This window comes from Arthrobacter sp. B0316-1-20, assembly GCF_059091865.1.
Map to the genome: position 1 here is coordinate 1 of NZ_JBNHHC010000058.1, position 20,167 is coordinate 20,167.

Annotated in this window: 15 protein-coding genes; 9 read left to right on the plus strand and 6 right to left on the minus strand. The window is 66.4% G+C overall.

Annotated features, from left to right (window positions below):
- Window positions 1-135: 135 nt before the first annotated feature.
- The 3 genes from AC5RW2_RS36665 to AC5RW2_RS36675 all read right to left on the minus strand — a co-directional run bounded on the left by AC5RW2_RS36665 (window position 136) and on the right by AC5RW2_RS36675 (window position 4,810).
- Window positions 136-1,809: a ribonuclease J gene (locus tag AC5RW2_RS36665; protein ID WP_493952102.1), complete on the minus strand. Its 1,674-nt coding sequence runs from the start codon at window positions 1,807-1,809 to the stop codon at window positions 136-138.
- Window positions 1,810-2,152: 343 nt separating this feature from the next.
- Window positions 2,153-3,565: an MFS transporter gene (locus AC5RW2_RS36670; protein ID WP_493964495.1), complete on the minus strand. Its 1,413-nt coding sequence runs from the start codon at window positions 3,563-3,565 to the stop codon at window positions 2,153-2,155.
- Between the two features lie 45 nt (window positions 3,566-3,610).
- Entirely contained in the window at window positions 3,611-4,810 is a 1,200-nt protein-coding gene (locus AC5RW2_RS36675) for a cytochrome P450 (protein ID WP_493964494.1), read from the minus strand.
- A gap of 116 nt (window positions 4,811-4,926) precedes the next feature.
- Here AC5RW2_RS36675 and AC5RW2_RS36680 point away from each other — a divergent pair, with 116 nt between their 5' ends.
- The 4 genes from AC5RW2_RS36680 (at window position 4,927) to AC5RW2_RS36695 (ending at window position 9,394) form a co-directional block, all read left to right on the plus strand.
- Window positions 4,927-5,685 (plus strand): IclR family transcriptional regulator, encoded by a 759-nt coding sequence (locus tag AC5RW2_RS36680; RefSeq protein WP_493964493.1) that lies wholly within the window; start codon window positions 4,927-4,929, stop codon window positions 5,683-5,685.
- A 634-nt stretch (window positions 5,686-6,319) separates the two neighbouring features.
- Window positions 6,320-7,069, plus strand: coding sequence for an MFS transporter (locus tag AC5RW2_RS36685; protein ID WP_494075105.1), 750 nt, complete (start codon window positions 6,320-6,322; stop codon window positions 7,067-7,069).
- Window positions 7,070-7,485: 416 nt separating this feature from the next.
- On the plus strand, window positions 7,486-8,010 hold the full coding sequence (locus AC5RW2_RS36690) for a matrixin family metalloprotease (protein ID WP_494075104.1): 525 nt from the start codon (window positions 7,486-7,488) through the stop codon (window positions 8,008-8,010).
- A 106-nt stretch (window positions 8,011-8,116) separates the two neighbouring features.
- Window positions 8,117-9,394 (plus strand): MFS transporter, encoded by a 1,278-nt coding sequence (locus tag AC5RW2_RS36695; protein WP_493964490.1) that lies wholly within the window; start codon window positions 8,117-8,119, stop codon window positions 9,392-9,394.
- Window positions 9,395-9,699: 305 nt separating this feature from the next.
- Here AC5RW2_RS36695 and AC5RW2_RS36700 read toward each other — a convergent pair whose 3' ends face one another.
- Window positions 9,700-10,665, minus strand: a complete 966-nt coding sequence (locus tag AC5RW2_RS36700) for an ornithine cyclodeaminase family protein (RefSeq protein WP_493964489.1) — start codon at window positions 10,663-10,665, stop codon at window positions 9,700-9,702.
- A gap of 401 nt (window positions 10,666-11,066) precedes the next feature.
- Here AC5RW2_RS36700 and AC5RW2_RS36705 point away from each other — a divergent pair, with 401 nt between their 5' ends.
- Window positions 11,067-12,965 (plus strand): FAD-binding monooxygenase, encoded by a 1,899-nt coding sequence (locus tag AC5RW2_RS36705; protein WP_493964488.1) that lies wholly within the window; start codon window positions 11,067-11,069, stop codon window positions 12,963-12,965.
- 71 nt (window positions 12,966-13,036) lie between these two features.
- Here the strand turns inward: AC5RW2_RS36705 and AC5RW2_RS36710 are convergent, their stop codons facing one another.
- Window positions 13,037-13,609 (minus strand): GNAT family N-acetyltransferase, encoded by a 573-nt coding sequence (locus tag AC5RW2_RS36710; protein ID WP_493964487.1) that lies wholly within the window; start codon window positions 13,607-13,609, stop codon window positions 13,037-13,039.
- 401 nt (window positions 13,610-14,010) lie between these two features.
- Window positions 14,011-14,937 (minus strand): methylisocitrate lyase, encoded by a 927-nt coding sequence (gene prpB, locus AC5RW2_RS36715; protein ID WP_493964486.1) that lies wholly within the window; start codon window positions 14,935-14,937, stop codon window positions 14,011-14,013.
- A 571-nt stretch (window positions 14,938-15,508) separates the two neighbouring features.
- On the opposite strand from prpB, the gene AC5RW2_RS36720 reads away from it, so the two are divergent.
- From AC5RW2_RS36720 to AC5RW2_RS36735, 4 genes are all read left to right on the plus strand, one after another.
- Entirely contained in the window at window positions 15,509-16,726 is a 1,218-nt protein-coding gene (locus tag AC5RW2_RS36720; protein WP_493964485.1) for a cytochrome P450, read from the plus strand.
- 5 nt (window positions 16,727-16,731) lie between these two features.
- On the plus strand, window positions 16,732-17,790 hold the full coding sequence (locus AC5RW2_RS36725; protein WP_494075106.1) for an NADH:ubiquinone reductase (Na(+)-transporting) subunit F: 1,059 nt from the start codon (window positions 16,732-16,734) through the stop codon (window positions 17,788-17,790).
- Window positions 17,791-17,953: 163 nt separating this feature from the next.
- Window positions 17,954-19,447: an aldehyde dehydrogenase gene (locus AC5RW2_RS36730; protein WP_493964483.1), complete on the plus strand. Its 1,494-nt coding sequence runs from the start codon at window positions 17,954-17,956 to the stop codon at window positions 19,445-19,447.
- 9 nt (window positions 19,448-19,456) lie between these two features.
- Window positions 19,457-19,948, plus strand: a complete 492-nt coding sequence (locus tag AC5RW2_RS36735; RefSeq protein WP_493964482.1) for a nuclear transport factor 2 family protein — start codon at window positions 19,457-19,459, stop codon at window positions 19,946-19,948.
- Window positions 19,949-20,167 lie beyond the last annotated feature (219 nt).

The window sequence follows — 20,167 nt, forward strand, 5'->3', positions numbered from 1 at the left end:
CGCGCTGTTCCTCGGATAGTGAACTACTTGCCTGCATAAAACTGCTCCCCGGGAGTCGGAACTGAATTTCTCAGTCCAACTTCCGGGGAGCAGTTCAGGCCGGGCAGGGGCGCCGCTGCTTGTGAAGCTAAAGGGCTACGCCTCGACGATGATGACCGTGACCACCGGCTTGCGGCGGAGGGCCCGGTCGGACCAACGGATCAGGGCCTGGGCGATCGCCTTTTCGGCCTCCGGACCGGTCTTGTCCCCACGGAGCTGCATCAGCGTCTTTTCCACGATGCCGGTAGCCTTCTCCAGCTGCTCAACAGCCGGGGCGAAGCCGACCGGGAAGAACTCCGGCTCTTCTTCCAAACGGCCGGTGTCCGGGTTGACGATCAGCAAGGCGGTGACTGCACCGTCTTCGGCCAGCCGCAGCCGGTCCTGCAGGGAGGCTTCGGTGGCCGCACCGGCCACCATGTTCTCCACGTAGACATAGTCCGCGGCGATCTGGCCGGAGACCCGTGCCACGCCGTCCTTCAGGTCGATGGTGGTGCCGTCTTCCACGATCAGCGCGCGCTTCGGATCCACACCGGTGCGGACGGCCAGTTCGGCGTTGGCCTTCAGGTGGCGGTGCTCGCCGTGCACGGGGAGCACGTTCTTCGGGCGGACCAGGTTGTAGCAGTAGACCAGCTCGCCGGCCGAGGCGTGGCCGGAGACGTGCACCTTGGCGTTGCCCTTGTGGACTACGTTGGCGCCGCGCTTGGTCAGGTCATTGATCAACCGGTAAATCGACGACTCATTGCCGGGCACCAGCGAGGAGGCCAGCAGCACGGTGTCGCCCTCGGTCAGGTCGATCATGTGGTCGCCGCCGGCCATCCGGGCCAGCGCCGCCATCGGCTCGCCTTGGGAGCCGGTGCAGATCAGCACGGCCTTGGTGGGCGGCAGCTTCTCCAGTTCCTTGAAGTCCACCAGCACACCGCGCGGGATGTTCAGGTAGCCGAGCTCGCGCGCCGTCGTCATGTTGCGCACCATGGACCGGCCCACGAAGGCGACCTTGCGACCGTACTTGTGGGCCACGTCGATGACCTGCTGGATGCGGTGGACGTGGCTGGCGAAACTGGAGACGATCACGCGGCGCGGGGCGGTCCGCATGACCGTGTCGATGGCCGGCACCAGATCGGCCTCGGCGGCGAGGAAACCCGGAACTTCGGCGTTGGTGGAATCGGGCAGGAACAGGTCCACGCCCTCGTCGCCCAGCCGGGCGAACCCGGCCAGGTCGGTGATCCGGCGGTCCAGCGGGAACTGGTCCATCTTGAAGTCGCCGGTGGCCAGCACCAGTCCGGCGCCGCTGCGGATGGCCACGGCCAGGCCGTCCGGGATGGAGTGGTTGACGGCCAAAAACTCCAGGTCGAACGGGCCGAACTTCTTCCGGTCGCCTTCCTTGACCTGCACCATCTTGGCGTTCAGGCGGTGTTCCTGCAGCTTGGTCTTCACGAACGCCAGCGTCAGCTTCGCTGAGATCACCGGAATGTCGGCGCGCTCCTTCAACAGGTACGGCACACCGCCGATGTGGTCCTCGTGCCCGTGGGTGAGGACAATGCCGACGACGTCGTTCAGCCGCTCCCGGATGTAGGAAAAGTCCGGCAGGATCAGGTCCACGCCCGGGTGCTGCTCCTCCGGGAAGAGCACGCCGCAGTCAACAATCAGCAGCTTGCCGCCGTACTCGAACACCGTCATGTTCCGGCCGATTTCACCCAGCCCGCCCAGCGGCACAATGCGCATGGCGCCCTTGGCGAGTTTGGGAGGAGTCTGCAGGGTCTTGGCGTTCATATGTTCCGATCTCTGTGGTGCTATTTATTTGCGGGCTACGGCGCCCTACGCCGGAGTTGCCGGCACTGAAGTCTGAGTTGGCCGACACGCCCAAGGCGCTTCGACGGCGTTCCGCGCAGCACTGCGGACGGAAAGCATACTTGCCCCGACTTTACCATCGTGGGCGGGCTCCGCTCACCGCCCGACGCAGCGCCACAAACCTCCCCTGACGACGACGGCGGTGCTCGCCTTTCGTCCGAAACGCCAACTGTCCGTGCCGGTCAACCCCGCGGCACGGACAGTTGGCGGTGCCGGGGCACCGGTGACGGCTCAGCTCTGCGCGGCCGGTATGTCCACTTCAATCTCAACGAAGTCGTCGACGGCCTTGAGTTGGCAGCCCAGCCTGCTGCGGAGATCGTCCCGCGGGGATGCCGCCTGGCTCGTCGCCCAAGCTGCGGTCTTTGGACTCGGGCATGAAGATTACGGTGACCAGGCTGACGGCGGCGACGATCGACAGGTAGACGATCACGGGTGTCAGCGATGCACCGCTGCCGCCGTAGAGGTTGGCCAGTACCAGCGGGGTGAAGCCGGCACCCAGCAGCGTGGCAACCTGGTAGCCGACGGAAGCTCCGGTATAGCGCGAGGAGGTGCCGAAGCGTTCGGCGATGAACGCGGCCATCGGTCCGTACAGCACGGTCTGCGTCACGATGCCGAGCGTGAACGCCAGGAAAATCGAGCCCATGGTTCCCGTGGAGAGCAGCGCGAAGACCGCCGGGGTGACCGCGATGAACAAGATGTTGCCGGCGATCATCAGCGGCTTGCGGCCCACCCGGTCCGAAATCCGTCCCATCAGCAGCGTGGTGCCAATGCTGATCACACCGGCGCCGGCGAAGGCGAGCATCACGTCGGAGCGCGGCACGCCGAGCGAGACGGTGTAGGTGATGGAGAACGTGGACAGCAGCGTCTGCAGGGCAAAAGCGGAGGTGGCCGCGAGGATCACCGTCACCAGCAGACCCGGCCGGCGCAGCACCTGCAGCAGCGGAATGGTGCGGCGGACCTTCGGAGCGGCAGCGCGTTCGGCAGTTTCCCGCTCCAGCGCCTGCTGGAAGACCGGGCTCTCCGACACCCGTGAGCGCACATACAGCCCGAGCAACAGCAGCACGAAGGACAGCAGGAATGGCACGCGCCAGCCCCAGCTCAGGAACTGATCCTGCGGCAGCGCCGAGAAAATGCTCATCATCAGCAGGCCCAGCACTGAACCGGTCGGCGCGCCGGCGTTGGTGAACGATGCCGCGAAGCCGCGGGCCTTGGGATCAGCATGCTCCAGCGCCATCAGCGCCGCGCCGCCCCATTCCCCGCCGACGGCGATGCCCTGCAGCACGCGCAGGGCCACCAGCATCACGGCGGCCCAGGGACCGATCAGGTCCGGCGTGGGGACCAGGCCGATCGCTGTCGAGGCCAGGCCCATCAGCATCATCGAGATGACCAGCAGTTTCTTGCGGCCCAGCCGGTCGCCGAAGTGGCCGAAAATGATGCCGCCCAGCGGCCGCGCTACGTATCCGGCAGCAAATGTTCCGTAGGAGGCGACGACGCCGGCCCACGGGTCCAGCCCGGCAAAGAACACCGGCCCGAAGACGACCGCCGAGGCAGTGGCGTAGAGCAGGAAGTCGTAGAACTCGATGGTGGTGCCCAGGTAGCTGGAAAAAATCACGCGCCGCCGTTCGCGCACTATGGCGGAGCCGGAGGCCAGGGTTGGTGGCTGTGTGTTCGTAGACATCGTCGTCCTTCTGGTGGTGGATTGGGGGTAGTGCGGGCCGCCGGATTACCAGGCGACCGGAAGGCTGGTCATGCCGCGGAAGACCCAGCCGTCCCAGGTCTCGCTTCGGTCCGGATCCTGGCGCAACTTCGGCAGTTCCCGGTAGAGCATCGGCACGGCGATCTCGCCCACCGCCTTCTGTGCGGCCCACTTGCCGGCGCACTGGTGCACGCCGCTGCCGAAGGCTAGGTTGGGTCCGCCGCTGCGGCGGATATCAAACACATCCGGATCGGTGAACTGCTTCACGTCCCGGTTCGCCGAGGCCAGGATCATCCCCACCTGCGTTCCGGCGGGGATGGCAACTCCTGATACAACGACGTCGGAGACCGTTTCCCGGGTGATCATGCCGATCGGGGAGAAATAACGCGCGCCCTCGGTAAAGGCCTGCTTCCACAATTCGGGGTCGGCCAGCAGTTGGGCCTTTTGCCCGGGCGAGCGGTCCAGCAGCCAGACCAGGTTGGTGATCATGTGCTGTGGTTCGTTGACGCCGCCGGAGATCGCCAGCTTCACGTTGTTGCGGACCTTGTCCTCGTCCATGCCGGACTCCAGCAGCATTGAGGTAATGGACGCATCCGGGCTGCGACGCAACCGGGCGATCGTCTCGTCCAAGGCTGCGTCGCACTCCATCCGGGAGACCTCGCAGCGGTCCCAGATCTCCTGCTTGTCGAGCACATTGCCCGTGCCGGCGATAAAGTCACGGGACCAGCGCGCCAGGTCCAGCGGCTCGACGCTGGTCATGCCCAGCATGTCGCACAGGTTCTTGGCTGCCAGCGGCTTGGCGAAGTCGAGGTTCAAGTCGGCCTTGCCTGTGCCGACGTCCTGCATGCGGTTTAGATAGTGCCGGGCGTTCGCCTCGAACTTCCCGGCCCAAATCTCCATAATCTGTTTGGGCCGCAGCGTCCGGTTCATCGGTGCCCGCTCCGCCGCGTGCTCGGGGTCGTCCTTGCGGATCATCGGCTGCCCGCCCATCGCCCGGACCATGGTGCCGCCGGAGACGTTGGAGGAAAAGATTTCGGGGTGCCGCTCGCCTAAGCTGCAGCCCTCGTAGCCGGAGATGAGGACCTTCTTCACCGCGGGAGACCAGGCCACCGGCGACTCCTCGCGCAGCCGGGCATAGCTCGGATACGGGTCGCGGGCCAGTTCAGCCGGGTCCAGCCAATGGGCCTCCGGCGAGGTCTGAGTGGAGGCAGTCGGTGCGATCGTCATGATCCGCCTTTCGGTCAGTTAGCCCGGCCATCGCCCGGGTCTTTCGAAAGTATGGTGTGGATCACAAGGGCACTAAGCTAGAATTCGTATCATGCGAATAAACAGTGGTTGGTGACGTGGCGAGGTCTTCCGCCGGCCGGTCCGCTATCTCCCGTGCCGTCGAGATCCTGGAGGCATTTGATCCCTCCAGCAATGAGCTGACGCTGACTCAGATAGCCGCCCGGACCGGCCTGCCGATGGCCACCGCCCATGGCATCGTGACCGAACTAATCGGCCTAGAGCTTTTGGAGCGGCGCGGCCGCGACATCATCCTCGGTGTCCGGCTGTGGGAGCTGGCGGTCCGCGCCCCGGGCGTCGTTGGCCTGCGAGAGATCGCACTGCCGCACCTCGAGCGAGTCCGCGACCAGCTTAAGCAGCACGCCCAGCTCGGCATCCTCCAGGGCGGCGAGATCCTTTACCTCGAGCGGTTGTCCGCCCCCGAGTCGGTCATCAATTTCACCAAGGTTGGCGGCCGCATCCCTTGGTACGCCACGTCCAGCGGCCTGGTCCTCGTAGCCAATGCACCGCCAGAACGGCAGGAAGAGGTCCTGGGACTGCCGCGCCCGCGGTACTCGGTCGAGCCACGCCCCAGCAGCGCCGACCTGCGGCCGGTCCTCGCCAAAGTCCGCCGCGAAGGGCACGCCGTGACCCGCGGCTACATCCACCCGGACGCCACCGCCGTCGCCGTCCCCATCAAGGGGCCGTACAGACACGCCGTAGCGTCCATCGCCGTCGTCGTGCCCACCGATGGTTTCCGCGCTGGCCCGGTTCTCGAGGTGCTTGCACCCGCGGCGCATGCCGTGAGCGCAGATCTGAGGCAGAACTACCTGGGCTAGGACCGGCCCTGCCCGGCAACCCGCGGACCGCCGACCGCTGACCGCGTCGGCTAGGGTGGCTGAGGTGGCTGCCGGACTCCGGCCCACCCTGAAACGAAGTAAAGGAGCCGACGACGGACCGCGTACTCGCCTCCCGGCCGTCGTTGCCGTGGGTAGTTTTGGGCATCGCCATGCTCGCCGTGAGCCTGCGCGCCCCGATCATCGCGCCAACCGCCGTCCTCGGCGACATCCAGGCCGACATCGGTCTGACCGCCGCCGGCGCGGGGCTGCTCACGGGCCTTCCGGTGCTGATCTTCGCGTTGGCCACCCCGTTGGCCACCCGCACCATCGGACGATGGGGTCCTGAAGCCACCGTGCTGCTGTGCCTGTGGGGCGTCTTGGCCGGAACGGTCATCCGTTCCTTGGGCCCGGCTCCCGTGGTTTTCGCAGGCACCGCGATCATCGCTACCGCCATCACGCTGGGCAACATCGTGGTGCCCGTGCTGATCCGCCGGGATGTGCCGTGGAACCGGGTCTCAGCGGTCACCGGCGCGTACTCGGCCATCATGAACGTCGGGTGGCAGCGGTGTTGGGCACCGCACCGCTCGCTGCACTCGTTGGGTGGCGGTGGGCACTGGCATCCTGGGGCGTCGTGGTGGTTATTGGCTTGGCCTATTGGCTTCCGACGGCGCGACGGCGGCGCGAAGCACTTCGGCCTGACCGGAGCACTGCGGCCGATCAGCCGTCCGCCCGCGCAGCGGGAGCCGGCGGCCGCGGCGCCGACGGACCCGGTACCCCGGCTGTCCGGGCAGCGGAGGCCCTCCGGGGACGGAGCAACAGGTGGATCGTGGCCGTGCTGACCATGGCGTTCTGCGGACAGTCGGCCGCCTACTATGCGACCACCACCTGGCTGCCACTGCTGCTGTCCGATGTTCGGGGCCTCTCCCCTACGGCCTCCGGAGCCAGCGCTTCCCTGTTCCAGGTCGCGGCGATTGTCGGTGCGCTCGGGGTGCCGCTCCTGGCGGCGCGCGCCCGGCCGTGGGTGCCGACGGCAGGCGTTGCGGTGCTGTGGCTAACGCTGCCGGTCGGCCTCCTCCTGGCTCCCGACGCCTACCTCCTGTGGTCGTTCACGGGCGGCATTGCCCAAGGCGGCGGGTTTACCGTGATCTTCTCCGTCATTCCCCGCATCGCGAGCACCGACCGTCAGGCTGCAAGCGCCTCCGCCCGGATCCAGACCGGCGGATATCTGGCCGCGACCTGCGCCCCGCCGCTGGCCGGGTGGTTGCACACCGTGACCGGCGGCTGGGCCGCTCCCCTGCTCCTGGTCCTCGCCTTGGCCGTGACGTTTGGCGTTGCGTGTCTGTCCGCCGTGCAGGCATCCGAGCGGCGACATCCACTTCCCTGAGGACGACGGCGGTGCGCACAGCCGCTCAGGCGTCGCCTCGTGTCCACCAAATTTCCCTCCCTCTGGTGAAACGTATGATGTTGCCATTCAAGGGACGGTGAGGGGAACGGATGCAGCACCGGTCAGACGCACACACCAAGAAATCACGCTGGCGCGGCCGCCTCTCCACTGGCCTAGCTATCGCCATTGTCATCGCCTTGTACTCTGCGCCGGGCCTGTTCGACAGGCACCTTATGCCCGCGGTGGCGCCATATCTCCCGGGCGCGGACGTCCCGCCCCGCGGAGTCGAAGCCTCTGAGACTCCGCTCGAGAACCCGCCCGCCGTTCCGGATTCGGATGCCTATCAGTTGTACTCAACACCGCCGGGGACTTCACAGCCCTTCGTCGCTTATGACCCATGCCGCCCGATCCACTACGTGGTCCGTCCCGATAACGCGCCGCCGGGATCCGAGGGAGTGATCGAGGAAGCCATCGCAGAGGTCTCGGCTGGCAGCGGACTCCAATGCGTCTTTGACGGCCACACCGACGAGGCTTTCGCCGAGGAAGGACGTGAACGCTTCCAGCCGGATCGGTACGGCAAGAGGTGGGCGCCGGTGCTGATCACCTGGTCGGACCCCAGCGAAGTGTCCGGGCTGGCGGGAGATATTGCCGGGTTGGGCGGCAGTTCCTGGGTGAGTGCCCCCGGAACTCCGTTTGTTCTCGTCGCCGGCCAGATTGCCTTGGACGCGCCGGCGCTCCAGAAAACCCTTGGTTATCCAGACGGGCGGGAGCATGTACGGTCCGTCATCATTCACGAGCTCGGGCATGTGCTGGGGCTGGCACACGTCGATGACCCGAAGCAACTGATGCATGCCGGCGCAAACGGCGTGACCTCGCTGGCGGACGGCGACCGGGCCGGTCTGGCACTGCTGGGCACAGGACCGTGCGTTCCCGGACTTTAGGCTGCGTGTTTTCGAGGGCTCTTTCGGCTACGGCGGTGCCCCTACAGCCCGTCGCGGGTCGCCCCTGCCGCCCCGCCACGGCATAGTCTGGGACGCAGGGTCATCCGTGGCGTCCGGCCACGGCAGCGATGTCCGGGACCAAGCAGGCATGGAGGCCGAACGCGTGCAGGAAAAGCTATGGAGCAGGAACTTTGTGCTGGCAATCGGCACCAACCTGTTCATCTACATAGTGTTCTACCTGCTGATGACGTCCATGGCGCTCTATGCGGCGCAGCGGTTCTTGGCTTCCGACGCCGGGGCCGGTTTCGCGTCCAGCGCGTTCATCGTCGGTGCGCTGGTCTCGCGGTTCTTCGCCGGGCCACTGATTGACAACGTGGGTCGACGGCGGATCCTGCTGATCAGCCTGGCCGCCTTCGTGGCCGTGTCCCTGCTGTACGTTCCAGCAAGTTCGCTGACGGTGCTGCTGGCGCTGCGACTGGTCCACGGTGTGGCATTCGGGCTGGCGAACACGGCGGTGACGGCCGGTGCGCAGGCCCTGATCCCGCCCACCCGGCGCAGTGAAGGCACCGGCTATTTCGCGGTTTCCACCACGCTGGCCACCGCGATCGGCCCGCTGATGGCTGTGCTGCTGGTGGTCGGTGGGAACTACGACCGCGTCTTCCTCTTCTGCGCGGCCTGTTCCGTGGCCGCGATGCTGGTGACCCTCATCCTGCGGTTGCCCGAGGCACCGCCGGCGCCCGCCGCCGTCGTCCATCACCAGGACCTAAGCGGCGAGCCGGAGAAGAGGCGCCGGAGTCCCGGCGGCCTGCTGGCGAAGGTCTTCGAGCCGGCGGTCCTGCCGATCACCACGGTGCTGCTGGTGGCCGGTCTGGCCTACTCCGGCGTGCTCTCCTTCTTGGCCTCGTATGCGAACGCGGCCGGTGCCACGGATGCGGCCGCACTGTTCTTTGGCGTGTTTGCCGCCGCAGTGCTGGTGTCGCGCCTGACCGCCGGGAGGATTCAGGACCATCGGGGCGACAACGTGGTGATCTACCCGGCCATGGCGCTGTTCGCGGTCGGGCTGGTGATGCTCGCGCTCGGGCCGGCGGTCTGGGTTGTCCTCGCTTCCGCGGTGCTGAGCGGTCTGGGCTTCGGCACCCTGCTGCCCGGGACCCAGGCCATCACCGTCGGGCTGGTTCCCGAGCGCAGGTTTGGCACGGCGCTGGCCACCTACTACCTGATGCTGGACATCGGCACCGGACTGGGCCCGGTGCTGCTGGGCCTGCTGGTCCCGCTGACCGGCTTCGACGGCATGTACGTCTGGCTGGGCGGGCTGATGGTCGCCTGCATTCCGCTCTATTACCTGGTGCACGGCCGAGCAGCACGAAAAGTCGCTGTGCCGTAAACTCTGGGCTGGCCACCGTGGTGCCGCGGAGGCGAGGCCCGGCGGGGGCCGCCGACTTCTTGTAACCTCGCCCCCGGACGGTATGCGCCACATTGATTGCCGCAGCCCAAGAAGAGCTGGCCCTCCGGGCTGCTGCCGCCTTGACTACTAGGTACGCCGCGCCTCCAGCATCAGGAGTCCTTCTTCTCGGAGGGCCAATGTGGCGCCCACTGTACGGCGGTTGCCCGCCCACGGCCTTCATGCCACCGGCCGCCGGTCCATCGGCCGCGCGGTTGCCCCACCCCCACAGGAGCCGCGTCCGCGGGCTACTGCTCCGGCCGGCCCTCTTCGTACACCACGGCGGCCGAGACCAGATCTTCCCAAGCCATGCCCACACCGGTGTATAGGCAGCAGGTGCGCGGACGCCGGACCAGCTTGCCTTCCATCAGGTCGCGCAGGTTGGGCGGTTGGATCTGCTGCCACTCCTCCACGCTGCGCGCGGGGATCAGGTCCCCGCTCTCCCGCCACGAGGACGCTCGGCCTTCCACCACAATGTCGCTGCGCAGCACCAGCGCCGCGTCCACTTCGCGGGCGGCCAGTCCGTGCTGCCCCACGGACGCGATGATCGCCCCGTCCTTGGGCAGCCTCCCGTCGAACAGCGGCACCGGCGAGGATGTCACGCACAGTACGAAGTCGGCGCCCGCCACTGCCGCGTCCGGCTCGCCGGTCGCGTCGGCCACCGCGATCCCCTCGGCGGCCAGCGCGGCCACCAGTTCCGCCACCCGGTGCGGACGCTGGCCGACCACGGCGAAGCTGGCCTTGGCGAAGACGGCCCGGGCGGCTCGGATGTGGTTCAGTGCCTGCACGCCGGCTCCGAAGACCAGCACCTGCGGAGCGTCCCCAAAACCCTCGCCGTCCGGAGCCGCGGCAGCGATGTTCTTTACCGCGGCCAAGGTGGTGGCCGGTGTCCGGATGGCCGTGAGTTCCGCGCCGTCCATGGTTGCCAGCGGGGCCAGCGTCTCGGCGTCGAACAGAACGTAGATGCCCTGGATCTTCTCCAGTCCGCGGGCCGGGTTGGACGGCGCGATCGTTGCCACCTTTACACCGGAGTAGCGGCCACCGCCCTCCGTCGGCATGATCAGGAATTCCCCGTCCGGCGCGGGGCTGAACAGCCGCGGGCTGTCCAGTTCCGGGTCAACGCCGGACAGCAGCCCCTCCTCGATGGCGCGCACCGCCCGACCGAAGGGAAGGGCGGAACGCACGGCACCGGCGTCGAAATAGGGAATGGTCACAGGAAGCGGTTCCTTTCAGCGGCAGTCAAGGGACCCGGAAGGCGCACAGCCGTTGGCGGACCGCCGGAGTCCCAGTTGGCCGGAGTCTACGGTCAACCTCCCGCAGAGTCAGCTTTCGTGACCGGGACCACGTCATCAGCGCCACGCGGCCCAAGTAGCGCCAACGGGGGCAGCTGGCGCCACCCAGGGCCAGGCATCACCACCGGGCCATCGGCGCCATGCCGGGGCCGAGCCCATATTTGCCGCTGTGCTGGACCCCGCGCTGTTGTTTGCGTTACTTGTTAGCTGCGTCATGTTTCTTGTACAGTGGCTAAACCGACCGGTTATTCAGTTATCGAACCCGGTGTTCAAATATAGAACACAGGCCACCCGCAAACGGCCCAACGAAGTGAGGACATCCCGTGCAGTTCCACCACCACGGTTACGTATCAGGCGACCCCCGGGTCAAGCCCGCCGCCGGCGTCGGCATCGACCGCCCCGAGGAGCTTCCGGACGAGGTCGACGTGCTCATCGTGGGCTCCGGACCTGCCGGCATGCTCGCGGCTGCCCAGCTCGCGCAGTTCCCGAACATCACCACCCGTCTGGTGGAGCGCCGCGACGGCCGGCTGGTGCTGGGCCAGGCCGACGGCATCCAGGCCCGCAGCGTGGAAACCTTCCAGGCCTTTGGCTTCGCCGAACAGATCACGGCCGAGGCCTTCTGGCTCACGGAGATGAACTTCTGGCGCCCGGACACCGAGAACCCCCGGAACATTGTCCGCGGCGGCCGCGCGGTTGACGACGAGATGGGCATCAGCGAGTTCCCGCACCTGATTGTCAACCAGGCCCGCGTGCTCGACTACTTCGCCGAAGCCGCTGCCAACTCCCCCAGCCGCCTGACGCCCGACTACGGCTGGGAATTCAAGACCCTCGAAGTGACCGACGAGGGCGACTACCCGGTGAAGGTGACGCTGGTCCGCAGCGCCGGCCCGGATGAAGGCACCGAGCGCATCGTCCACGCCAAGTACGTGGTGGGCTGCGACGGCGCCCGGAGCAAGGTCCGCGCCTCGATCGGCAGCACCCTGGCCGGCGACAGCGCCAACCACGCCTGGGGCGTCATGGACGTGCTGGCCAACACCGACTTCCCGGACATCCGCACCAAGTGCGCCATCCAGTCGCACGACGGCGGCTCCATCCTGCTGATCCCCCGCGAAGGCGGCTACCTGTTCCGCATGTACGTGGACCTCGGCGAGGTACCCGAGGATGACAACGGCAAGATCCGCCAGACGTCCATCGAGGAGATCATCGCCAAGGCAAACGAGATCATGACCCCGTACACGGTCGACGTTCGCAGCGTAGCCTGGCACAGCGTGTACGAGGTGGGCCACCGCCTCACCGACCGGTTCGATGACCTGCTGCCCGAGGACGTCGGCACCCGCACGCCGCGCGTCTTCATCACCGGCGATGCCTGCCACACGCACAGCGCTAAGGCCGGCCAGGGCATGAACGTTTCCATGCAGGACGGCTTCAACATCGCCTGGAAGCTGGGCCACGTGCTCGAAGGCCGCAGCCCGGAGAGCCTGCTCTCTACCTACTCCGCCGAGCGCCAGGTGGTGGCCAAGAACCTCATCGACTTCGACAAGGAATGGTCGACGATGATGGCAAAGAAGCCCGAGGAGTTCAACGACCCCTCGGAACTCGAGGACTTCTACGTGCGCACCGCCGAGTTCCCGGCCGGCTTCATGACCGAGTACACCTCCTCGCTGCTCACGGCCGAGGCCAAGTATCAGGACCTGGCCACCGGCTTCCCGGTCGGCAAGCGCTTCAAGTCCGCCAAGGTCTCCCGCGTATGTGACACCAACCCGCTGCACCTGGGCCACCTCGCCGAGGCCGACGGCCGCTGGCGCATCTACGTCTTCGCCGACCAGGCCAAGGCCGGAGAGTCCGCCGCTGTCGCGGAGCTGGGCGAGTGGCTGGCAACCGCGCAGGATTCGCCGCTGGCCGCCACCCCGGAGGGCGCTGACCTGGACGCCTGGTTCGATGTGAAGGTCATCTACCAGCAGAACCACGAGGACGTCGACATCAACGCCGTGCCCGCCGTGTTCAAGCCCCAAGTCGGCCCGTTCCAGCTGACCAACCTGGAGAAGGTCTTCGGCACCGCCAAGGACGAGGACATCTTCGACGTCCGCGGCCTCTCCCGCGACGGCGCCATCGTGGTGGTTCGCCCGGACCAGTACGTGGCGAACGTCCTGCCGCTGACCGCGACCGCTGAACTCGCAGAGTTCTTCGCCCCGCTGCTGCCTGCCCGCCAGCCACAGCACTAACCAGCCAGATCAGGAGGACGACGGCGGCGCGCAAGCACCGCCGTCGTCCTCCTTTTTAACGCGTCGAGAGGTCAGCGCAGATTCAGCCGCATGAGGACGCGGGGAAATCCGTTCAGCACCGAGCCGGTGTCTGCCGCTTTGCTGAAGCCGGCCCGCTCGAAAAGTCTCCGCGTACCCACATAGGCCATGGTGAGATCCACCTTCTCGCCGCGGTTGTCCACCGGGTAACCCTCGACAGCGGGAGCGCCGTACCCGCGCGCAAACTCCACCGCGCCGGCCAGCAGTTGGTGCGAGATGCCCTGGCCGCGGTGCCCGGGCCGCACCCGGATGCACCACACCGACCACACGTCGAGGTCGTCAACCTGCGGGATCTTCCGGCTGGTGGCAAAGCTGGTGTCCGCCCGCGGGTGCACTGCCGCCCAGCCCACCACCTCGTCGCCGTCGTAGGCGAGCACTCCGGGCGGCGGATCCTGCTGGCACAGGCGCTGGACCATCTCGCCGCGCTCCGTCCCGCGCAGAGCCACGTTGTCTTTCGACGGGAGTCGATAGCTCAGGCACCAACAGACGGTCGCGTCGGCACGCTTGGGCCCCACGATTGCCTTCACGTCCTCGAAGACGTCTGCTGCCCGGACCTCCACCGCCATGCACCCACACTGGCACCTACACTCGGCCCCCGCAACGGGTCGTTACTACCGGGCCTGCAAGGCTCCCGCGCCAGCTCCAGGGCGCAGATTCAACCGCGCCGGCAAACAACAGGTGCCAGGGCTGCATCGGGTGCACCACGCTGACCACAAGCTGGCTTCGTTTACAGGACGGCGGATCCTGTCGGCCAAATTACGTGCGGAACCAGCATATGAGTCGCCAGGGACCGCTTCTGGAAGGACGGCGGCGGCACACAACTTGCGTCGTGGTCGTCTACGCCTAGTGTGAATTGGCGGTGAGGCACCATTGTGGCGGTAGTTGTTGATCCGGGTGATCATTAGGTGCCCCACCGCAGTCGTAAAGAATTAAGGCTGGTTCTCTGCGCGCAGCGATGAACCAGCCGTTATTTTGCAACAGCTGAGCGGATGACATCGTCCTGCAACTGGAAGTTGAAGACCGATGCATCGAAGTGGTTGTAGGCCTCGTAATCCACTAGCTCGTACAAACGCGCACGGGTCAGCATGTTCCCGACCTGCGATTGCTGGGTTCCGTCGGCCTTGATCGTGTCCAGGGTCCGCTCGGCGGCCCCCATTGCGCTGCGCAGCAGGGTCACCGGGTAGATGACCATGTTCACGCCTACCGAGGCCAGCTCCTTGGCGGTGAACAGATCGCTCTTGCCGAATTCGGTCATGTTGGCCAGCACCGGCACGTCGACGGCGTCGCGGATGGCAGCGAATTCCTCCAGGGTGCGCATGGCTTCGGGGAAGATGGCGTCCGCACCGGCGTCGACCAGCGCGCGGGCTCGGTCCTGTGCCGCGGCCAGGCCGTCCACGGCCCGGATGTCGGTGCGCGCCATGATCAGGAAGTTCTCGTCCCGGCGGGCGTCCGCGGCGGCCCGGATCCGCTTGCTGGCAGTTTCCAGGTCCACCACGTTCTTGCCGTCGAGGTGGCCGCAGCGTTTGGGGTTGAACTGGTCTTCGATGTGGCAGCCGGCCAGGCCAGCGTTTTCCAGTTCCTGCACCGTGCGGGCCACGTTCATCGGCTCGCCGAAGCCGGTGTCGGCGTCGACTAGGGCGGGCAGGTCGGTCATCCGCGCGATCTGCCCGGCCCGGGTGGCGACTTCGGTCAGCGTGGTCAGTCCGATGTCCGGCAGCCCCAGGTCATTGGCCAGCACGGCGCCGGAAATGTAGACGCCGTCGAAACCCTTCTCCTGGATCAGCCGCGCCGAGAGCGGGTTGAACGCGCCGGGAAACTGCTGCAGCTTGCCGGAGGACAAGCCCTCGCGCAGCGCGATCCGCTTCCGTTCGGGGGTGGTCATTGAATACAGCATGTAGAAGTCCCTTCGGTCCGGCGGAGTGTGGCCATAGTGTTGGCTCTTTGTCAGGCGCAGTACTTCCCTTCGGCCTTGCATCCGGGCTCGCCGATCATGCCGGGAGGAGCGTAGCGCGTTCCGAAACGATGTATCTGGTTCATTTTTTCCATTGGTTCGACCATTGTCAAATGTATCCGATTGCTATCGCTTACCCCGCCTTCGATCCAGACTGAAGACCTGGTGCCCGCTGGCCCGTCCCTCCCTGCGCCGGCCAGTGGCCGCTTTTGAGTGCCCTCATTAAGAGGAACGCCGGGCCGCCGAGAGCAGCGCCGGTAAAGGGACTCCGACACTCGACACGTTGCCTGCGCGTCGAAGGAAGTTGCCACCAGTCGGTCCGGCCGCCGCCGCGCTCGCGCGCTCCCGGTCTATCCAGATTGCGAAATGCACTCCCATTTGCGAAACGTTTCCCGGTCATTCCATTGAGAAGCAAATGTGAGCCTGCTCATACTCAAAGGCATGCGGCCGGCAACGGAAGCACCGGGCACCACGCGTGGAGGGTCCGGCAAACTGTGACGAAGCAGGAGAAACAATGACGACGACATCCGTATCCCTGAGCTGGATCGATGAGATCACCATGGCCCAGCTGGAGCGCGACCCTTACCCGATCTACGAGCGGCTGCGCGATGAGGCACCGCTGGCTTACATTCCGGTCCTCGGCGCATATGTCGCCTCGACCTATGAAGTGTGCAAGGAGGTCGCTGCCGGCGCGGACTTCCAGGGGTACATCCCCAAGACCGGCGCCAGGATCTTCGGATACCCCGCCATCATCGGTTCGAACGGGCAGCTCCACAAGGACCTGCGCGGCATGATCGATCCGGGACTGCAGCCGAAGCAGGTGGACCGATACATCGACGACCTGGTCCGTCCGATCGCCCGGCACTACATTGAGCAGTTCGAAAATGACGGCCACGCAGACCTGGTGGCCCAGTTCTGTGAGCCGGTCAGCGTAAGGGCCGTCGGCGATTACCTCGGTTTCAAAGAGGTCAGCTCGGAAAAGCTGCGGGAGTGGTTCCACAAGCTAAGCCAGTCCTTCTCCAACGTTGCGGTGGACAGCAACGGCGATTTTGCCAATCCAGACGGCTTTATCCCCGCGGACGAGGCCAAGGCGGAAATCAAAGCCGTGGTGGAACCCCTGCTCGACAAGTGGACGATTGAACCAGATGACAGCGCCATTTCCCACTGGCTCCATGATGGAATGCCCGAAGGCCAGGTCCGGGACCGCGACTACATCTATCCCACCATCATCGCCCTGATCCTGGGCGCCTTGCAGGAGCCCGCCCACGCCCTGGCAGCCACTCTCGCCGGGCTCTTCACCAAGCCGGAACAGCTTGAGGCCGTCATCGATGAACCTGGATTGATTCCGCGCGCCATCTCAGAGGGAATCCGGTGGACCTCCCCCATCTGGTCGGCCACGGCCCGCGAGAATATCCGGGACACGACCGTCGCCGGGGTGGACCTGCCCGCGGGGTCGGTGGTGATGCTGTCCTACGGCTCAGCCAACCATGATCACAGCCAGTTCAACGCTCCGTCGGAATACGACCTGACACGGCCGCCGTTGCCTCATTTGGCCTTTGGCGCGGGTAAACACGGTTGCGCCGGGGTCTACTTCGGCAACAACGCGTGCCGGATCGCGCTCGAGGAGCTGTTCGAGGCGATTCCGAATCTAGAAGTCGATCAAGACCGAATCAACTTCACAGGCTGGGCATTCCGCGGGCCCGACTCGCTGCACTCGAAGTGGGAGGTCTAGCAGTGGTGGAAAGCGTCCATCATGGTCTGAAGCTGGCCTCAACCTCCGATGAGATAACCTGCCGTCCTGACCAGCCGCTCCTAGATTCGCTGCTGCGCAATGAAACTTGGATTCCGTACTCTTGTAACCAAGGAACATGCGGAACCTGCAAGGTTCGCGTGCTGCGCGGGCAAGTCGATCACCGCCAATCCCCTCTGGACACGCTGAGCGCAGCCGAACGGGACGAGGGCCTGGCCCTGGCCTGCCAGGCGACGCCCTGTTCTGACGTCGAGATCCAGCCGGTAGGCGAAAGCGGCGCCGAGGGCCGACAGCACCGGCTCCAGGACTTTGCCGGAACGGTAACGGGCTTGGCAGACATCGCCGAAGACACTCGGCGGCTTCTGGTCTCGCTGGACAAGCCGATGGAGTTCTCTGCCGGCCAGTACGCAGAATTCACGGTGCCCTACACCGGCGCCAAGCGGCAGTATTCCATGGCCAGCCCTCCGGACAAGGCGACCGAACTCGAATTCCACATCCGCCGCGTTCCGGACGGGGAGGCGACCGATCGGTGGATCTTCGCCACCCTGCGGGAGGGCGACCGGATCGAGTTGTCCGGCCCGTACGGCGACTTCACCTATGCCGATGACGACGGCGCCCCGCTGATCCTGGTGGGCGGCGGAACCGGGCTGGCCCCGCTGATGTCGATCCTGGAGCACGCGCTGAGCCTGGATCCGGACCGCGAAATCCATCTGTACCAAGGCGCCCGGACCACGGCAGACCTCTACGACGCCGACAAGCTGCGGCGTTACGCCGAGATGTTCGCCAACGTCCACTACGTTCCGGCGCTCAACATGGAGGAGTGGGACGGGCGGACCGGCCACGTCACTGACGTCATGCTGGAGGACTTCGACTCTTGCAAGGGCTATTCGGGCTACCTCTGCGGGCCGCCCGTCATGGTGGAGGCAGGCATCAAGGCGTTCAAGCGCCGGCGCATGGCGCCGCGCACGATCTACCGGGAGAAGTTCACGCCGGCGGCGGAACCTGCAGCCCAGCCGGCAGGGCTGGCGCTGGCCGCCTCAACCTAGAGTCCGACGGCGTCGTCCCCGTTCCTGCCGCGGCAGGAACGGGGACCGCCACTCGCGGCGAAAAACTGAAAAGACCATAACCTAAAGAAGCGCGTTTAAAGGTATTACCATTTAGGTGAGCTCGCCGTACTGACTGCGGGCCAACCGGCGAGAGAGGACTGGAATGAACCAAGGACTAGCGACATCGGCGGCGCCGATCACGCGCCCGGAAAGTCTGTTTATTGACGGAAAGTGGGTCGAGCCGGAGTCCGGCGGACAAATCGACGTCATCAATCCGGCCACGGAGCAGGTGTACGTCAGCGTCGCTGAAGCCACCGAGGCGGACATTGACCGCGCCGTCGCCGCGGCCCGTTCCGCCTTCGACCACGGGCCGTGGCCGCGCCTGACCCCGGCCGAGCGGGCCGGGTACCTGCGCGCAATGGGCGAAAAGCTCCATGAGCGCGTCGACGATGTGGCCCATATCTGGCCGAGCGAGATGGGCAGCACCCACGCGGTGGCCCATGCTTTTGCCGGCACCATCGGCGGCGTGTACGAGTACTATGCGGACCTGGCCGGCACTTTCCCGTTCGAGGAGCGGTTCGACAACCCGCCCGGCGGCGGCGAGCTGGCACTGATCGTGCGCGAGCCAGTGGGCGTCGTGGCCGCGATCGTGCCGTGGAACGCCGCGATAAACATCATGGCTTTCAAGATCGCTCCGGCACTTCTGGCCGGCTGCACTGTGGTGTTGAAGAACTCCCCCGAGGCCCCCGGTGCCGGGTATGTCATGGCCGAGATCGCCGAGGCCATCGGGCTGCCGCCGGGCGTGCTCAACGTCGTGACCGCCGACCGCGGCCCGTCCGAGCGTCTGGTACGCCACCCTGACGTCGACAAAATCACCTTCACCGGCTCGCTGGAGGCGGGCAAGCGCATCGCCGGTCTGGCCGCGGAGCGCATCGCGCGCGTCACCCTGGAATTGGGTGGCAAGTCCGCCGCAGTGGTGCTGGACGACTACGATATCGCCACTGCCGCGCAGTCCATCGCCGGCTACGCGTGCTTCCTGACAGGGCAGGTCTGCTCGTCCCTGTCGCGCGTCATCGTCAGCCGCAGCCGCCATGACGAGCTGGTCGAGGCCCTGAGCTCAGTCTTCGCCGGGGTCAAGATTGGCGATCCTTTCGACCCGGCCACCGGCATGGGACCTGTCGCGACCCGCCGCCAGCTCGAGAAGGTCGAGCACTACGCCAAGTTGGGGGTTGCGGAGGGCGCGACCCTGGCCCACGGCGGCCGCCGCCCGGCGGACCTGTCGCGCGGCTGGTTCTTCGAACCGACCGTGCTGGCCAACGTCGACAACAACGCAACCGTCGCCCGCGAGGAGATCTTCGGCCCGGTGCTGAGCGTGATCCCCGCGGACAACGAGGAACACGCCATCGCGCTGGCCAACGACACGATCTTCGGCCTGAACAACTCGGTGTTCACCAACGACGTGGACCGCGCCTACGCCGTCGCCCGCCAACTGCGCTCCGGAACCGTCGGGCACAACGTCTTCCGCAGCGACATGAAGATCGGCTTCGGCGGCTTCAAGCAGTCCGGCCTCGGCCGTGAAGGCGGCGTGGACGGCCTTCGCCCGTTCCTGGAAAACAAAACCGTCATCCTCGAAGACATCCCGTCCCACCTGAAGTAGGAGCAGATCGTGGAAACAGTCATCAACGGCGTGACCCTCCTATCGGAGGTCACCACCAAGAACGAAACCGCCCGACGCAACATCGACGTCATCATCGAGTTCTTCTCCCTATACCTGAAGGACAAGGAGCGGTTCTACTCGCTATGGGTCGACGAGGACCCCGAGGTACTAACGCCCTTCGTGACCGGCGACGTTGCGGTCCTGCACGTGGGCGGCCATATCGGATGGGAAGCCGTCAAGGGATTCTGGGACCCGATCCACGACGACATGAAGGGCACCTTCGACTGGTTCATCGACGAGATCCTCCCCGGCGAGGACCCGAACGTCATTATTACCCGCTCGCACAGCAACATCGACGTGCAGGCCGGAGGAATCTGGGGCGGCAAGAACGTGAAGTACAACGGCCGCTACATCCAGGTCTTCCGCTTCGCCAACGGCAAGGTTAAATCCTTCGAAGAGTACTACGACACCGCACTGCTCAACGCAGCCTACGCCGGCTGAATAAGGCGCGCAGGAAGGGTGGGGGGGGGGGGGGGGGGGGGGGGGGGGGGCCCCGCCCCCCCCCCCCCCCCCCCCCCCCCCCCCCCCCCCCCCCCCCCCCCCCCCCCCCCCCACCCCCCCCCCCCCCCCCCCCCCCCCCCCCCCCCCCCCCCCCCCCCCCCCCCCCCACCCCCCCCCCCCCCCCCCAACCCCCCCCCCCCCCACCCCCCCCCCCCCCCC